Origin of the sequence: Bacillus cereus group sp. N24, assembly GCF_016483345.1 — a bacterium.
Taxonomy (GTDB): domain Bacteria; phylum Bacillota; class Bacilli; order Bacillales; family Bacillaceae_G; genus Bacillus_A; species Bacillus_A toyonensis.
Genome location: NZ_JAEHCA010000018.1, coordinates 1 through 16032 on the forward strand (window position 1 = coordinate 1; position 16032 = coordinate 16032).

The window sequence follows — 16032 nt, forward strand, 5'->3', positions numbered from 1 at the left end:
CTCTGTTGAAGAAAATTTAGCCATAAAAAATGCACCTCCAATTGTTAGACTGTGTCTAACAATTGGGGTGCACTTCATTAGGTTTGAAGAGACTTTTATTTCACATATCATAGTAATTTAGCTCCTATGAAAATAGGATTTAAGTTCTTTCTAAGGTGTTTATGGCGTACCGATAGTTACTGCCAGCAATGAAGCAATTCTATCTAGAGCTTCCTGCACTGTAGTAGGAGGAAGAGGCGCCCAGTTTGCTGGATTAATAGGTGTATAAGCTAAATCGAAAGCATCATCAACTCTAATCAACGTTGTATTTGTACCTAAAATATTTATCCGGGAACGAATAGGTAAAGAATCAACTGTTGCTCTGACTCTTGTAATAACGTCATTAACGCCATTGACAATTAAATTCCCTGAATTAGGGCTGGGATTGAAAATGTTTTCTGTAATAGCAAAGCTGGTTAAATTTAAGGGGTCAATTGGAATATGACCAGATAGCACATTAATAATGACATTACCATTTATTCCTCCACCAACTAAATTGACTTGGGTATCTGTAGTTGCTTGTGAATTAATAGTAATATTTCCACTAGAAACGAATGAAGCAAACATCGCCATGTTAATTCCATTTTGAGTATAACCACCGGATAACATTGAATCACGGATATTCACTTGATTCACAGAAGTAGATAAAGCTGTGAATATAGGAGTAGGGGTTATATTAACGCTAACAAAGAATAATTTACCTGAAACACTTTGCGCTGTTTGAAAGTTAAAATCAAGAGGCCCACTTAGTAATGTCAGGTCGACAAACCCAGATCTTGGATCTTGTGAAAAGTTCAGATCAAACCAAGAAGGATCATTTATATCGAAAGGAATTTGTAATCTAGTTAATAAAGTACTAGTTCCTACTAATTGAACGTTAGCTTTTAAATGAATTAATGGTTCAATATAGCTACCAGGTCCAATAGAGATAGCATAACGTTTAGTTATATTTGAAGGATCTGGAAATGGGGCGATAGCATCCGTTATTGATGCCATTGCTGCAGTTACTGTTAAAAATGGTGCACATTCAGAACCATCAGCAGTAGCATCATTACCAGCTTTGTTTACATAGACTATTCGAGTGAATATTGGTAGTGGTTCTATGCATCCAGGTCCGGTAGGTCCAGTGTCGCCAGTAGGTCCAGTGCCGCCGGTAGGTCCAGTGCCGCCAGTAGGTCCAGTGTCGCCAGTAGGTCCAGTGGGTCCGGTAGGTCCATCGGGTGGTCCGGTAGGCCCGGTAGGTCCAGTGGGTCCAGTAGGTCCATCAGGTGGTCCAGTGGGTCCGGTAGGTCCAGTGTCGCCAGTAGGTCCAGTGTCACCAGTAGGTCCAGTGTCGCCAGTAGGTCCAGTGTCACCAGTAGGTCCAGTGATGCCGGTAGGTCCAGTGATGCCGGTAGGTCCAGTAGGCCCAGTAGGTAGTGTGAATGGTGGAATAGCTGGTAAAGTAGGTCCGACTAAATTAGGATTTTCTGAAGCAGGAGATAAAAAATCATCCATTATATTTTCACCTCTGAAAAATTCGTATTACTAATAGTAAATGTGGGAGGGACAAAGTGAAATGGACAAACATGTGTGTTTTATAAATTAAATGAAATAGTTATTTGAATTAAATAGAGCACCATTAGAGATTGGGGTGCTCTTAAGCCAAGAACTATAATGTGTATTACTAAAGTCTGTGTAAGTATATGAACGTTGTATATAAATAGTACAGAAAAAGAAAATTTAACGAAGGTCAACTGTACGAAATTAATGGGGATGAATTGGCTAGATTGATGATAATGTTATCTATCCAATTGTAAGGACAATGTATTTTATGATTTTCATTAATGGACAAGCGGTTGTATATGTGAAATTTAATAAAATAGTTATTTTATGACCAAAAGTAAAAGAACCCGTTTGGTATAAACGGATTCTCCTTACAAGGTGTGCAAGAAATTCAAGGTAAATGGACAAGAGAAACCTGTGAAATCCCTTACGATACTAATGTATGCAAAGGAATCAATAAGATTAATGAAATTTACACTTAAATAAAAAGAGCACACTTATAAGTGTGCTCTCAAATAAGAAAGGTAGAATGCTATGAATGTAAAGCCGCCATATAATAACATATGCTTGTCCGGTTTAAATGTGAGAAGTTTTTAATAAAAACGCTATTTTAGTAAGGAACAAGTTTAAAAGGCCCTGATTGACACAGGACCTTTTAAAAGGGAACAACACTTGACATGTTAAAAATTATGACTGAAAGGTACTTTCATATTACCATTATTGGAATTTTAATTCCAATAATGGTTGTTGAGAAATAAAAACTTTATTTTGTACAATAAAGTAGCTAGCTGAAGTAGCTAACTGCTCTATTGTACAGTTTTAGAAGTTCACTGGATACAGATATATGTTGTAACAAAAAGTTACATCTATAGTATAAACAAATATCAAAATATTATGCAGGAAAGAAAACTAAATTAAAACTTCATTTTGTACAACAAAGCAGTCAGCCTAATTGGCTAACTACTTGTTGTATAAAGGAAAATTAGGCCCTACAAGTAAAGATGTGTAACTTAGAGTTACAGTTATAGTGTTAGCAGGACTGGAAATGTTATACGGGGATTAATGTAATAAAAATTTCATTTTGTAGAAATAAGGAAACTAAAAAAAAGCACCATGCATCAGTGCTCTTTAAGATAGGAGGTAACTCTCTGAAAGGAACGGCTAGATTAGAAATATATGATGTGAAAAAGAAATAAGAACAAAATTTTATTATAGATTTAATACAAAAGAGCAGCTAGCAAAAGCTAACTGCTTCAAACAGGAATGTAACTCTATATGTATATATTATTGATGAAATATTGATTTTTATTCAGGAAAAATACATTCATTTTGAATTATTGAATTACAAAGAACTTTTAATAAAAACGCTATTTTAATAAGGGAGGGCCCTTACTGAAAGCAAGGGCCCTATGGAAAGTTTCAAAATGTTTTTTTAGATATGTTAATGGTTAGGAAAACATAAATCTGGAAATAAAACTTGATATTCCGGGATTAATCGAAGATCAATGGTTGAGGTTGCAAAGGATAGATATTTTGCTTCTAATTCATCTAGTGTTACTAGGTGATGAGTACCTAAGCCATTCTGGATGCTATGTTTAGAAAGCGTTGGACCAATTTGTAATTTTCGATTTTTCATAGCTTTGTTCCATGGGCTGTAAAAGAATTTTAAAATGAAAGCAGGATACATGTAAACGCTAAATGGATGATTTGATCTATGCCTTCCAGCTGTATAGTTACCATGCAAATAATTGTGGATGAGTCTCCCTCCTACGTAGTAAGGTTTAGTTGGCTGAGGATGAAGTATTATCCCATGGTAACGCTGTTTGACAAGAGGAATACCGTATCTTGGATTACTATAACTGTGAGTAGGTTCGTCCACCATCAGAATAGTCCGAATGGAATACATGTTTTTCCCTAAGGTAGCAAGAGAAGAGTAAAAGGCTTCCGTATCAAAACAGCAAAGAAATTCAGTGGTATTTAAAACCATTTTCCAACCCTTAATTTCTTTTTCTATTTCCATTATCTCTTTATCAACTAATATGGCATCAAACTCTAATACTTTTGAATCTCGGATTTCCCAATGAGGTGCAAATAATCTACATATTTCTACTGAACGATCAGTAGATCCTCGATTAATAAGAATACCGTGATTAAATAGTTTTGTGTGGTGCATTAACCACCATGGGAGCAGATACTCTTCATTGTAGAAATGGGAAATTAAAGTTGTATTAATAAAAATACCTCCTTTTTAAAAGTAGATAAAATATTTTTTGTTCTATTTGTAGAAAAGAGGAAGCTCAAAAAGAGCACTATATAAGTGCTCTTGTCGAGAGTGAGTTTAAATTCCTATCATTCTATACTAATATATGCACTGAATTATGTAGTTGCTACTAAAGTTAATGTCAGTTTTTAAAATTAGAGGTTTCTTTTAATGAAACCTCTAAAAAGACAACTAAAGTTACGTTATAGTAAATTCAATTACAATAGGAGTACCTCCATCTAGGACGGCTCCTCCTACAATAGTAGCAGCTGTAGTAGTCACACCAGTAATAGTATCACCTGTTTGAATAACACCATTAATATAAAGTGTGAAAAAAGCATAAGAAGCAGGGAATGTTGTTACAGCACCAGTGTCATCAGTGAAGTCTGTGTTAGCAAAAGTTAAATCTGCTCCAGCGGCAGTTCCTGTTGCTGCTGTACTTACAAATCGTCTTCCAGCTATAAAAGGTTTAACAATAGGCATTTATGTTCACTCCTTTTTTTAAATTAACTCAGACAAATTTTTAAAAGTCTTGTCCTGTATTGTATTCTATGTTGTTCTTCCTTTAAAAGATACGGCTTGTAAACTAGTAAAAAGTGTAATTCTTATGTATTTAATAGATGCTATAGAAAATTAAACAAAATAATCTTTTTAAAGTGAGATTGTGAGAATGATTGAGGAATCAAAGAACTAATACAATGATATCGTCCAGCTAGAAAACTAGAGGACACCAATTCATTAAAGCGGCAATTAAAGCTGTTTTAGGGATAGGTGTCCTTTTTATTTTTGAAAAGGGAGATGGGGAAATGAAGGTGCTAAAAGATCAGTTACGTGAATGGAAAAAGCAATCAAAACAAGCTAAGAAGAAAAATAAGAAAAAACAAAAAGAGAAATTAAGCACTCGTGAGATTGAGGAATTAATGGGGATGCATAGGCCTTGTTATGAGCGTAGACGTGGAGCGTTAAGACAAAAGTAATAAAAAATAAAAGGGAGTGGTCTTACATGACTAAACAATTATCTTTTTTACCAAAAATCGATAGATCAGCAACGCAGAAAAAATTAGAAGGTGTTCTCGAAAATGTACGTTTATATAGACAGTTTGGAATGATGCGTGAAGAAATGAAAGTCACTCCTTCTTATGAAATTAGATATCACGGACCTACAAATGATGTAGGAAAGCCATTAGAAGATGTAGCGATGGCTAATATACAGCAAAGTGAACGAGAAGAGTGGATTAAGAAAACGTCATTTCGTATCGATCAATTCCTAAATCGTTTGGGTAATGGGCGTGCAGGAAAGGATCAAAGAAACATTATCATTAAGCGTTATTTAGAAGATGAAGATGTATGTGATTATATGGTTTATAACGAAATTGGTATGAGCGAGCGTACTTATCGACGCGTTAAGGCTAGAGTGTTTTATAAACTTGCTTTTGCTCTTAGATTAGAAGTTTATGAGACTGAAGAAACTGGAGGTAATGAATAATGAATTTTGTTCAGCCAATACGTGATCCAGAGCAAATACAGCAGTTAAAAGAGTATTTTAAGGAAAAGAGCTTACGTAATTATATTCTCTTCATTATGGGCATTAATACAGGCCTGAGAATCTCTGATATTTTGAAACTGAGGGTAGGAGATGTCAAAGGCAGTCATATATCTATGAGAGAAAAGAAAACAGGGAAACAAAAACGTATTCAAATTACTGCAGCACTGAAAAGAGAACTTAAATGGTTTATTGAAGAAAGAGAAGACAATGAGTATTTATTACAAAGTAGACAAGGTAAGAATCGTCCTATTGGTCGTAGCATGGCATATAAGATACTAAGTGGAGCGGCGGCAGAGTTCGGATTAGATGAAATAGGAACACATACATTAAGAAAGACGTACGGGTATCATATGTACATGCAAACAAAAAACATAGCATTACTCATGGAGATATTCAATCACTCTTCAGAGAAAGTCACGTTACGTTATATAGGTGTAAACCAAGATGCAATGGATAAAGCAATGACTAGGTTTAAAATCTAATCATTGCTTATTTCTTTTTTTATCTAGGGGTATCGCAGCATTTTGGAAAAAAATAAAAAAAGACTCGACCATTTTTTGGTCAAGCCCTGTATTAAATTACAAACTATTTCCCTTTAAGCACCAGGAATAGTTGGAACCAAATTCTGTACGACTTTGATGAGATTATTTGCGATATCTTGTTGTTGAGATGTAAGTGTATCAGATCCATCAATGAATACTGTAACGCATATCGGGCAAGCTTCGATATGAATCCCCAATAGATTAATTGCTAGACCACCTGGTATATCCACAGTAAGAATCGATGTGGAACCTTCAGGGGGAGTACAAGTCTCACAGTTAGTTTCAAGAGCCATAGAGTCACCTTCTTTCTTGATAGAGTTAATATATAAATATGTTCGAAGATACTCAAAGGACAAAGGTATTTGTACAAGCTTCGAAAATTGTGTTAGTGACTCAGATTTCTCCCCAATGAACTCAAGTCCTTCAGAAGATGTTACAATTATTGGATTAGTATCGGTATCGTGTACAATGAAAATCCCGCCAAGCTTGGTGAATTCATCAATGATTCCTCCTGGTTTCATCATTGTCATGACGTCCAAATCAGTAATATTCCCTTGAATTCCGATCCAAACACACCAGTAATCCGCTGCCAGTTGTTCACCTGTAGTGTATTGATCTTTGATAATTGATGGAGATATCTGCACAACAGTATATTGAGTGAGTGACCAAAGTTGTTTGGCGAAATCATAGGAAGCAACATCATTCTCAAGCAGTAAGACGCCCTTACCAAAAACAAAAGTGCTACTAGGACAATTTATACTGGTTGTCTCAGTCGTAGAAACTGTTTTATTTATATCCAACGTATAATCATTGGATCCCTTTAAATTTTTCATTTGAACCACTGGTTCAGTAACGGTGAGACAACTATCCGAACTCATGATTCCGTCTAATCTTGCAAAAATTTGAGCTTCCCCGGTATTAATTGCTGTAGTCAAACCTTTTGTCTCTTCCTCATTTGAAACTATTGCACTTGAAAGATTGCTAGAGTACCACTCTACAAGTTGTGTAATGTCCCTAGTTGATTTGTCAGAATACGTACCTGTCGCAGTAAACTGATGGCTCAAACTTGAACAAAGAGATAAAGTCTTAGGATCTATCTTGATGGAAACCAAGACAGATATTCTTTTTTCGTAACATTCTTTCTCTTTTGGGATAAACAGAATAGGAGGGTTAAATTGATTGGAAGTGTTCATTTGTGTTAGCCTCACTTTCTTTATCAATACATTTAATCAATATATGTTACATACAGAACTCGGTTTGGACTTGACCGCTCCCCTGATTATTTAGTTCATTTTAATCTGAAACTATTCACTTCCAGTAACGATAATTATGTAAATAAGCTGTCCACATGGGCAGCATATTTTATTTTTCCTCATAGCGTAGGTTATTTTGCAAAATACTGGTGGTATCCCTATACAGTTACTCATAATTTTCGTACTGTGTAACTCAAAAGAGAAAGTTAAATGAAATCAATGATACCAAGCGATTCATCGAAGGGGGCAGTTACACACAATATAAGATATGGGTAAGTGATGGGAGCTTTTTACTATAAAATAATAAGCGAATGATAATGTTAATCAAAATGAACCCATTGGCTACTAGGTTAATACGATGTAACGGGAAGGAGATGAAAAAATGAATAATGGTCATTATGAATACAAAAATTCTTTTCATCAGTATTATCCAAACGAGTCTTATCCTTTTGTAATGGACAACAGAAATATAGATATGAGTAGAGGGGTAAGGCCACAACAATGGCAACAACTACAACAATGGCAACAACAGCAACAACAGCAACAACAACCACAACAACAGCAACCACAATATAAGTGTCAATGTGATGGGAAAGAAGCTCTTTGTGTTTCAATTCCAGTTCCAATTACAGTTGCTCTTTTGGGGACGAAACTCCAAGTTGAATTACCGTGTATTAGGATAACTTCCGAAGAAGATATTACACCAGTATTGAAAAAGTTGATAAAGTCCCTTGGTGGTTTACTTGGCGGTTCAGGTGGCACTTCGTCTTAAAAATACAACTTTACTTATTTATTCGGATAATAACAGCGTTCGTTTAATCGAGGCAAAGTAGATTTGAATAGCAATAAGCAACTTTTGTGTCATTTGAACTATAACTATACACTTTGGCAAGGTTATGGTTCTTTTTAATTGTGGCAAAATAACGCTTCTTATTAAAACTTTTGGCCAACTCATGAGTAAAGTGACAGCGTTATTGATTTTAAAAAATAAAAAATCGCCTTATTAAAGGCGATTTATAATTTATTCATTTTGCATTCTTTTGATGATACATAAATATTTTTAAAAATTAAATACAATGTTCTATATTAACGTGTTTCTGGATCTTTGTCTTTTTTTCTAAGACCAAATAATCCTAGTAGTCCTAATAAACCAAGCCAAGTCCAATTATTATTTTTATTACGATTATCATTTAAATCATTTGTCGTATTTACATTTCGAGTTCTCACATCATTATTAACTCTATTCGTGTTATAGTCATTAACTCGAGTTGTAGTATTATTATTGTTAACTCTATTCGTATTATATCCATCGTATTCAGCATGGATGCTTGTACCAAAAAACGTAATAGTTAGTAATAGGGCACCTAAAATAGATGTAAGTTTTTTCTTCATGGTTTTCCCTCCTTTCGTATTTAGTAATGTCTCCAGTTCCTAAAGACAATATTCGGTTGAAAATATATAAAACCATTTGAATTCAAATTATGATAAATATCTTTAATTTTTATTATTAAAAATACTTAATAATAATGGATTAAGTTAATTGAAATGTATTTATTCTTTTTAAGCATAAATTTTTGGTAACGGCACATTCTATGAGAGGTAATTACTATATTTGGGTAAGGTGTTCCTTATGAGTTATAAGAACTTATTTTCTTTAATCAAGAACATGATTGGGAAAATTTTTTCTATAGTAAGTATTGTTGCTAAAAGTCTAATTTCTTTAAGGAGGAATATTTTTATGGGTATTTTAAGTGGAAATCCACAAAATGAACCAATGCACTACGGAGAAGTCTTTGGGATTTGGAGTTATCTTGCAGCGGCACAAGGCGCGATTGCTGGATATCAAGTTCTTATTAACCATACAGGGGACGAGGATTTAAAGAAATTTTTAGAGAACCTTGTAGAGAATGATATCCAATCAGAAGTTGAAGAATTAAAAAATATCTTGAAATTGAATGGTGTTGCATTACCACCAGCACCTCCAGAAAGACCAGTTGCATCTATTGAAACGATTCCTCCTGGTGCTCGTATTAATGATGCAGAAATTGCAGCTAAAGTTTCTATGGATCTTGCTGCTGGCTTAGTAGCATGTAGTCAAGCTATGGGACAATCTCTTCGAGAAGATGTTGGAATGATGTTTGGTCAATTTCATATGAAAAAAGCACAAGCTGGAGCTATATTACTTCGTCTGAATAAGAAAAAAGGTTGGATTATTCCGCCTCCATTACATGTTCTACAATCCGATCAAGCATAGTTATTGAAAGAAAGTTCAATTTATTCAGTGTAGCTGTTGCAGTGAGGTAATCTAGGAAAATAAAGGTTATTAGCGAATTAAAATAAATGGCAGAATCGTGACCGTTTTTTGGCAGTAAATGTGCCGGTTGTTTTGGAATCAACGTGATATATTTGTATTGTGAGAAGTGGCGGAAAAACACAACTCACTCTGTTGTTTCTAAAATTATAAACGGTTCGTAATGACGGCACATAAAATCCGAAACCAGCAGATGGTAGTGGTTGAATGATACCGTTATTAAGGAGAGCTTTTGCTCTTCTTCAAGTTACTTAATAATATGAGTGCAGGTGAACGTAGCATCATTAAGTAATTGGAAGAAGAATAAAATTTCATTTATCGTACTTATAGTAATAACATAGAATTTTCTCAGAAGAGCAACTGATGCACGGTTGCTCTTTCATTATGTAAAAATTGCATGGGTAGTCTGAGGATTGAAAGAGTAGTATATTATCTTTCTCGATGTACATATTAAGTAAAGTATTTAATATCATACATAAAAGGCGGGGTAATATGAGTGAAAATAAGAAAAGTGAAGAATTGAATAAGGTGAAGAAGTATTATTTTAATGAGGATAATCAGCCAGTAGCTGGCATAGAGTTAACTTTGCCGCCTGATATAGGAAGCATGTTAGACCTGAAATCAGATGATGATGAAAGTAATAATAAATAAGTTTAATCTAAGCATCCATTCGGGTGCTTTTTATTTTGTTTAAGGAGTGAGGGTAATTGGATAGCGTTTTAAACGGTAAGATTGCTGCGCTTGGTCTTATACCTATTGATATGAAAGCATATATCAAATACCTTAAGCCACATAAGAAAGCGTACATGAAGGCTGGTATTGATGTTAATCGATTCAAGTATTACAAGTTGTATGGAGAGAAGCACATGCTTTACTCAATGGAGTATCTCATACAAACACCAATAAAAGAATTATTAGAAAGAAATAGAGAGAATCAAAAGCGTTTGGTAAAGACAAATGAAAGAGTATAAAACCAAACAACAGAAGCGTAAGTTCTATGACAGTGGTGAATGGAAGATTACACGCGAACAAGTAAAGAAGCGTGACAACTATGAGTGCCAGGAATGTAAACGTAACGGCCGAGTTCAAACAGATACCAATGAATACAGTAAGAGTGCAAAGCGTAAGAAGATACAACTCGTTGTCCATCATATAAAAGAACTAGAACATCATCCTGATCTTGCATTAGACATAGACAACCTCGAAACAGTCTGTGTAAATTGCCATAACAAAGAACATGGAAGAATGTATGAAAAGAAACAAAATAAATGGGAACATGATGAGAAATGGTGAAAATAAAACAAAAATAACACCCCCCCTTAAAATATTTCATCAGAATTTCGTCATAGGGGCACCGGAGGAGGGGGTCGATTTTTCAAATTTATAACCAAATTCGCGCGTTATATCAAATTGGAAAACGATGTAAACCAGAAGGGAGGGATATTGTGGCTAGAGTGAAGCGTGAAACAATGAGAAAAAGGATTGAAAAGGATCTAACAAATCAATTGAAAGAAAAGAAGATTGTAGGTAATCATTACACTGACTTAATTCAAGACTATTTATCGTTGTGGGATTTAAAGTGTATTCTTGTTGATGATATTGAAGAAACCGGAATAAAAGTATCTGGCATGCATGGTCCGAAATCCAATCCTTCTATTAATGATTTACATAAAACAAATGATCGAATGATAAAGATTTTAGATGCACTTGGATTAGAAGCATCGGCAGAAGAAAAGAAAGCTCCTTCAAAACCTGTGCGCTCTATTAAAGATTTAACATGATTCAAAATAAATATGTCACTGAATATATTGAAATGTATCGCGCAGGGAAAATTAAGCTGAATAAAGAGCGCATAATGCTAATTGAGTACCTGGAGAAATACATCTTAATACGCGATGATTTGTATTTCGATAATGAAATGTATGAAGACTATATAAAATTCACTGAGAAATGGTACTTTGAATTACAAGCATTCCAAAAGTTCCTAACAGCATTTGTTTTTCTTTTCTATAAAGAAGATGATTCTGTTTTTTACGAGCAATTTTTAATTATGATGGCTCGTGGTGGTGGTAAAAACGGTTTAATTTCATCATTATGCCATTTCTTTATTAGTCCGCTACATGGAATAGATCGATACAATGTTTCAATTGTGGCGAACAACGAGAAGCAGGCTAAAGTTTCTTTTCGTGAAGTCTATGATGCTATTAAAGGAAAAGAAATACTAGAAGATATGTTTTATCGAACCAAGGTAGAGATACTGAGTAACGATACTCAAAGCATTATGCAATACCATACATCTAATGCTGGTTCTAAAGATGGACTTCGTGACGGTTGTGTTATTTATGATGAAATACATCGATATGAAAACTTTGATGTAGTAAATGTATTCTCTAGTGGACTTGGAAAAGTGCCAAATGCTAGGGAATTTTTTATTGGTACAGATGGCTTTGTCCGCGACGGATTCCTGGATAAAACAAAAGAGCGAGCGATGAACATTCTAAAGGGAAAAGATTTAGAAGATCCATTATTTCCTTTCATTTGCAAGATAGATAATCCAGAAGAAATTGATAATCCTGATGTATGGGAAAAAGCGAATCCAATGTTTAGTGATCCGAGAAGTTCTTATGCTAAACAATTATTTAAAAAGGTATTAACTCAATATAAACAATTAGAGAATAATCCTTCAAACCGTGAAGAATTCATAACAAAACGTATGAATTACCCTGAAACAGATTTAACAAAGTCTGTCGCTTCATGGGAAGAAATCATGCGTACTGGTTTTGAAGAAGATGGAGAAACGCTCAGAGAAGTTCCAGATTTAAAGCACAAAGTAGCTGTAGGCGGTCTCGATTTCGCCAGCATCAAAGACTTTGCTGCAGTCGGCTTGCTATTTAAACATGGTGAAGATTATATATGGAAAGGTCATTCATTTGTACGTAAAGGATTCTTGGACAAGGTGAAATTAAAAGCACCTATTTATGAATGGGCTGAAAATGGCTTACTAACTATTGTGGATGAACCGGTTATTAATATTTCTCACATTGTAGATTGGTTTGTAAAAATGCGTGAGATATACGGATTTAACACAATAGTAGCTGATACATTCCGTCTTGATCTTGTTAAAACAGCACTTGAAGCTGAAGGTTTCATATTGTTATATATTCGTAATCCAAAAGCGATTCATTCACTTTTAGCTCCACGAGTTGAAACGTTATTTGCGAACAATCGTATTATTTTTGGGGATAATCCATTAATGCGTTGGTACACCAACAACGTCTACGTCCACATCAAAAAAGACGGAAACAAAGAATATTTGAAGAAAGATGAATTCAAGCGAAAAACAGATGGATTCCAAGCTTTTATCCATGCATTATGGCAAGCTGATAACATTCTTGTGGATGAATTCGACTTTATGCTCGATGGTATTAAATTCTAATAAAGGGGGTGATAATCATTGGATGGTTGAACACGGTATTTAAAAGAAATAGCGAATTAGGCTATATGTTTGATGTGGAAATGTTTATTGAAAAAGCAAATAGAGTACACATGAAGCGATTAGCGATTGATACATGTATATCCTTTTTAGGAAGAACAATTAGCCAGTCAGAATTTAGAGTGAAAAATGGTGAAGAATTCAAAAAGGATGATCTTTATTACCGATTAAATGTTAGACCTAATAAAAATATGACAGCAAGTACCTTTTGGGAGAGTTTCATTTACAAACTTATTTATGATAATGAAGTGTTAATTGTACAAGCTGATGATGGTGATTTACTTATTGCTGATGACTTTGAACATAATGAATATGCTGTGTTTGAAGATACCTTTACGAATGTCACAGTAAAAGATTATCAGTTTAAGAGAAGTTTTAAGCAAAGTGAAGTTATTCATTTAAGATACCGGAATGACAAGTTATCACCTCTTATTGATGGTTTGTTTACTGATTATGGTGATTTATTCGGTAGGATATTAAGTTCTCAAAAGCGCAAAAATCAAATTCGCGGAACAGTTGATATGGACATGCTTGCTGCAAAGAGTAAAGAACATCAAGCGAAGCTTCAAGAATTCATTGATAACATGTACAAAGCGATTGGAGAAAAAGACGTTGCTATCATTCCACAACAACCAGGATTTAAATATGCTGAAACATCGGGTGGTGAAAACTCCGGTCAAAGTGTGGAGGAAATCAATAAAGTAACGAACGGTTTTTTAAATCAAGTTGCAATGGCTTTTGGTATTCCAACTGCTTTGATATACGGCGAAATGGCTGATGTTGAGAAGCAAACGAAAAATTATATGCTTTTCACAGTGAAACCTTTATTAAAAAAGGTTTCTGATGAAGCAAACGTTAAATTTTTTGAAAAAGAAGAATATCTTTTAGGTCAAAAAATTGAAATTAAAGCTGTTTCTTATCAAAGTATATTTGATTTTGCGACAAGCATCGATAAACTCATTTCTTCAAGTGCATTTACAGGAAATGAAATTCGATTAGAAGTAGGATATGAAGTTTCGGATGATCCTAACTTAAATACACATCATATTACGAAAAACTATACGAAACTAACTGAATCTGAAGGAGGTGAGAATACAAATGACGGTGAAAATTGACGTTAAAGGACCAATTATTTCGAATGATGAAGCTTGGATTTATGATTGGTTTGAAATGGATGCTGCAAGCCCAGGTAAAATTTCGAAAGAACTAACTAATGCAAATGGTGACGATTTAATAGTATCGATTAATAGTCCTGGTGGTTATGTACACGAAGGGTCAGAAATTTATACAGCATTAAAAAATTATCCTGGTCATGTAGAAGTTCAAATTGTTGGTTTGGCTGCAAGTGCGGCTTCTGTGATTGCGATGGCTGGTGATAAAGTCCGAATTTCACCTACAGCACAAATTATGATTCACAATGCTTCTATGTGGAATGGTGGAGATCATCGTGATATGGAAAATGCTGCTGAAATGTTGAAAACAACTGATCGAGCAATTGTAAACGCCTATGTCATTAAAAGTGGTAAATTAGATGAGGAACTACTTCATATGATGGCTGAAGAAACTTGGATGGGTCCACAACAAGCATTAGAACATAATTTTGTGGATGAAATCATGTTTATGGATAATCAGGTTAAAATGACAGCTTCATCTTCTACTGCTGCCATGCTTCCACAAAAGGTAATCGATGGTTTTAGAAATGGAACAATGAACAAAAGCCAAGGGATTACAAAAGAAGATTTAAATGCAGCATTATCAGGTTTGAAAAATGAAATTCTGAATGATTTAAAAACGAATAAAAATCCAAAAGAGCCTATTCAAAAGCCTGTTAATACAAAACAGAATTTGAGTACGCTCTTTTTAACTTTAGGAGGAAAATAAAATATGGTTATTAAGTTTAATAATTTTGAAGAGAAGAAACTAGCTTTCGCGAAAGCAACACAAGAAGGTACAGCGGAAGAACAATCAGTAGCGTTAAATTCCATGATTGAAGCACTTGCTACAGATGTTCGTTCAGATATTTTAAATCAAGTGAATGAATCAATGGTAGATCGTTCTATTATGCAATCTCGCGGTGCTAATGTACTAACAAGTGAAGAAATGAAGTTCTTTAATGCTGTTGTTGAAGAGGGTGGGTTTAAATCTACTGAGACTTTACCTAAAACAACTCAAGAGAGAATTTTTGATGATTTAGTTCAAGGTCATCCGTTGCTAGAGCATATCGGCTTAGAGAATTTAGGAGCTGTGACAGAATTTATTTATGGAGATCCAGAGGGTGCAGCTGTATGGGGACCGTTATTTGGTGATATTAAAGGGCAGTTAAATGCTACATTCCGAAAAGAATCAATCACTCAACTGAAATTAACAGCATTTATTCCATTAGCAAATGATATGTTGAAGCTTGGTCCAGTATGGGTGGAACGATATGTTCGTACTATGATTACAGAAGCGATGTCAGTAGGTTTAGAACGTGGTTTTGTAGTAGGTACAGGTAAGGAAGAACCTATTGGCTTATTAAAAGATCCTAGCGGAAGTGTAGTGAATGGAGTATATCCAGATAAAAAACCAGCGGGAACTTTAACGTTTGAACCAGGTCGTAAAACAATTAATGAATTAAAAGGCGTAGTTAAATTATTGGCTAAAAAATTAAATCCTGATGGTAAAACAGATGCAGATAGACCTAAAAATGTTGCTGGGAAAGTAGTTATGGTAACAAATCCATTCGATACTTTTGACATTCAAGCAAATGCTACAATTCAAAATGCAGCAGGTGTATATGTAACGAGCTTACCTTTTAATCCAATCCCAACAGAATCTGTATTTGTACCTCAAGGACAAGTGGTGTTCTTTGTTAAAGGGGAGTACATTGCAGCAATGGGTGGAACAGAGCCAATCAAGAAGTATGAAGAAACATTAGCTTTAGAAGATGCAACACTTTATATTGCCAAACAACATGCTACAGGTAAACCAAAGGATAAATACACTTCACAAGTTTATACATTGAAACTTGGAGAAGTAACGCCACCGACACAAGGATGATGTG

General features: G+C 34.6%; 18 protein-coding genes. 13 read left to right on the forward strand and 5 right to left on the reverse strand.

Annotated elements, in window-relative coordinates:
* Positions 1-159: 159 nt before the first annotated feature.
* From JDS95_RS21875 to JDS95_RS21885, 3 genes are all read right to left on the reverse strand, one after another.
* Positions 160-1536, reverse strand: a complete 1377-nt coding sequence (locus JDS95_RS21875; RefSeq protein WP_199690781.1) for an exosporium leader peptide-containing protein — start codon at positions 1534-1536, stop codon at positions 160-162.
* 1489 nt (positions 1537-3025) lie between these two features.
* Complete coding sequence (locus JDS95_RS21880) at positions 3026-3757, reverse strand: glycosyltransferase family 2 protein (protein WP_242474181.1); 732 nt, start codon at positions 3755-3757, stop codon at positions 3026-3028.
* A 285-nt stretch (positions 3758-4042) separates the two neighbouring features.
* Complete coding sequence (locus tag JDS95_RS21885; RefSeq protein ID WP_144467761.1) at positions 4043-4327, reverse strand: DUF4183 domain-containing protein; 285 nt, start codon at positions 4325-4327, stop codon at positions 4043-4045.
* A 323-nt stretch (positions 4328-4650) separates the two neighbouring features.
* On the opposite strand from JDS95_RS21885, the gene JDS95_RS21890 reads away from it, so the two are divergent.
* The 3 genes from JDS95_RS21890 to JDS95_RS21900 are packed head-to-tail and all read left to right on the forward strand — an operon-like array spanning position 4651 to position 5872.
* Entirely contained in the window at positions 4651-4821 is a 171-nt protein-coding gene (locus JDS95_RS21890; RefSeq protein WP_186311385.1) for a hypothetical protein, read from the forward strand.
* Between the two features lie 26 nt (positions 4822-4847).
* Positions 4848-5330 (forward strand): ArpU family phage packaging/lysis transcriptional regulator, encoded by a 483-nt coding sequence (locus tag JDS95_RS21895; RefSeq protein WP_144467762.1) that lies wholly within the window; start codon positions 4848-4850, stop codon positions 5328-5330.
* A complete protein-coding gene (locus tag JDS95_RS21900) occupies positions 5330-5872 on the forward strand; it encodes a site-specific integrase (RefSeq protein WP_144467763.1) in 543 nt (180 codons plus the stop codon). The genes JDS95_RS21895 and JDS95_RS21900 overlap by 1 nt, the downstream gene beginning before the upstream one ends.
* A gap of 113 nt (positions 5873-5985) precedes the next feature.
* Here the strand turns inward: JDS95_RS21900 and JDS95_RS21905 are convergent, their stop codons facing one another.
* Positions 5986-7125: an Ig-like domain-containing protein gene (locus JDS95_RS21905; protein WP_199690782.1), complete on the reverse strand. Its 1140-nt coding sequence runs from the start codon at positions 7123-7125 to the stop codon at positions 5986-5988.
* A 442-nt stretch (positions 7126-7567) separates the two neighbouring features.
* Here JDS95_RS21905 and JDS95_RS21910 point away from each other — a divergent pair, with 442 nt between their 5' ends.
* On the forward strand, positions 7568-7957 hold the full coding sequence (locus JDS95_RS21910; protein WP_199690783.1) for a hypothetical protein: 390 nt from the start codon (positions 7568-7570) through the stop codon (positions 7955-7957).
* Positions 7958-8271: 314 nt separating this feature from the next.
* On the opposite strand, the gene JDS95_RS21915 is transcribed toward JDS95_RS21910, so the two are convergent.
* Positions 8272-8577 carry a WGxxGxxG family protein gene (locus JDS95_RS21915; protein ID WP_199690784.1) on the reverse strand — a complete coding sequence of 102 codons (306 nt, stop codon included), beginning with the start codon at positions 8575-8577 and terminating at the stop codon, positions 8272-8274.
* 346 nt (positions 8578-8923) lie between these two features.
* On the opposite strand from JDS95_RS21915, the gene JDS95_RS21920 reads away from it, so the two are divergent.
* The 9 genes from JDS95_RS21920 to JDS95_RS21960 all read left to right on the forward strand — a co-directional run bounded on the left by JDS95_RS21920 (position 8924) and on the right by JDS95_RS21960 (position 16028).
* A complete protein-coding gene (locus JDS95_RS21920; protein WP_000512143.1) occupies positions 8924-9439 on the forward strand; it encodes a DUF3231 family protein in 516 nt (171 codons plus the stop codon).
* A 549-nt stretch (positions 9440-9988) separates the two neighbouring features.
* Positions 9989-10147 carry a hypothetical protein gene (locus JDS95_RS21925; protein ID WP_186311386.1) on the forward strand — a complete coding sequence of 53 codons (159 nt, stop codon included), beginning with the start codon at positions 9989-9991 and terminating at the stop codon, positions 10145-10147.
* A 56-nt stretch (positions 10148-10203) separates the two neighbouring features.
* Positions 10204-10467, forward strand: coding sequence for a hydrolase (locus tag JDS95_RS21930; protein ID WP_144467767.1), 264 nt, complete (start codon positions 10204-10206; stop codon positions 10465-10467).
* Complete coding sequence (locus tag JDS95_RS21935; protein ID WP_144467768.1) at positions 10454-10789, forward strand: HNH endonuclease; 336 nt, start codon at positions 10454-10456, stop codon at positions 10787-10789. The genes JDS95_RS21930 and JDS95_RS21935 overlap by 14 nt, the downstream gene beginning before the upstream one ends.
* A 152-nt stretch (positions 10790-10941) precedes the next feature.
* Complete coding sequence (locus JDS95_RS21940; RefSeq protein ID WP_085451358.1) at positions 10942-11277, forward strand: P27 family phage terminase small subunit; 336 nt, start codon at positions 10942-10944, stop codon at positions 11275-11277.
* Positions 11274-12932: a terminase TerL endonuclease subunit gene (locus tag JDS95_RS21945; protein ID WP_085451359.1), complete on the forward strand. Its 1659-nt coding sequence runs from the start codon at positions 11274-11276 to the stop codon at positions 12930-12932. Before JDS95_RS21940 ends, JDS95_RS21945 begins: the two co-directional genes overlap by 4 nt.
* Positions 12933-12940: 8 nt before the next feature.
* Positions 12941-14104 (forward strand): phage portal protein, encoded by a 1164-nt coding sequence (locus JDS95_RS21950; RefSeq protein WP_438263792.1) that lies wholly within the window; start codon positions 12941-12943, stop codon positions 14102-14104.
* Positions 14088-14870 carry a head maturation protease, ClpP-related gene (locus tag JDS95_RS21955; RefSeq protein ID WP_085451360.1) on the forward strand — a complete coding sequence of 261 codons (783 nt, stop codon included), beginning with the start codon at positions 14088-14090 and terminating at the stop codon, positions 14868-14870. The genes JDS95_RS21950 and JDS95_RS21955 overlap by 17 nt, the downstream gene beginning before the upstream one ends.
* A gap of 3 nt (positions 14871-14873) precedes the next feature.
* Positions 14874-16028: a phage major capsid protein gene (locus JDS95_RS21960; protein ID WP_085451361.1), complete on the forward strand. Its 1155-nt coding sequence runs from the start codon at positions 14874-14876 to the stop codon at positions 16026-16028.
* Positions 16029-16032 lie beyond the last annotated feature (4 nt).

Excerpts from the sequence above, each read along its gene's own strand:
- JDS95_RS21875 (WP_199690781.1), bottom strand. The coding sequence starts at position 1,536 with ATGGATGATTTTTTATCTCCTGCTTCAGAAAATCCTAATTTAGTCGGA.
- JDS95_RS21880 (WP_242474181.1), bottom strand. The coding sequence starts at position 3,757 with ATGCACCACACAAAACTATTTAATCACGGTATTCTTATTAATCGAGGA.
- JDS95_RS21885 (WP_144467761.1), bottom strand. The coding sequence starts at position 4,327 with ATGCCTATTGTTAAACCTTTTATAGCTGGAAGACGATTTGTAAGTACA.
- JDS95_RS21890 (WP_186311385.1), top strand. The coding sequence starts at position 4,651 with ATGAAGGTGCTAAAAGATCAGTTACGTGAATGGAAAAAGCAATCAAAA.
- JDS95_RS21895 (WP_144467762.1), top strand. The coding sequence starts at position 4,848 with ATGACTAAACAATTATCTTTTTTACCAAAAATCGATAGATCAGCAACG.
- JDS95_RS21900 (WP_144467763.1), top strand. The coding sequence starts at position 5,330 with ATGAATTTTGTTCAGCCAATACGTGATCCAGAGCAAATACAGCAGTTA.
- JDS95_RS21905 (WP_199690782.1), bottom strand. The coding sequence starts at position 7,125 with ATGAACACTTCCAATCAATTTAACCCTCCTATTCTGTTTATCCCAAAA.
- JDS95_RS21910 (WP_199690783.1), top strand. The coding sequence starts at position 7,568 with ATGAATAATGGTCATTATGAATACAAAAATTCTTTTCATCAGTATTAT.
- JDS95_RS21915 (WP_199690784.1), bottom strand. The coding sequence starts at position 8,577 with ATGAAGAAAAAACTTACATCTATTTTAGGTGCCCTATTACTAACTATT.
- JDS95_RS21920 (WP_000512143.1), top strand. The coding sequence starts at position 8,924 with ATGGGTATTTTAAGTGGAAATCCACAAAATGAACCAATGCACTACGGA.
- JDS95_RS21925 (WP_186311386.1), top strand. The coding sequence starts at position 9,989 with ATGAGTGAAAATAAGAAAAGTGAAGAATTGAATAAGGTGAAGAAGTAT.
- JDS95_RS21935 (WP_144467768.1), top strand. The coding sequence starts at position 10,454 with ATGAAAGAGTATAAAACCAAACAACAGAAGCGTAAGTTCTATGACAGT.
- JDS95_RS21945 (WP_085451359.1), top strand. The coding sequence starts at position 11,274 with ATGATTCAAAATAAATATGTCACTGAATATATTGAAATGTATCGCGCA.
- JDS95_RS21955 (WP_085451360.1), top strand. The coding sequence starts at position 14,088 with ATGACGGTGAAAATTGACGTTAAAGGACCAATTATTTCGAATGATGAA.
- JDS95_RS21960 (WP_085451361.1), top strand. The coding sequence starts at position 14,874 with ATGGTTATTAAGTTTAATAATTTTGAAGAGAAGAAACTAGCTTTCGCG.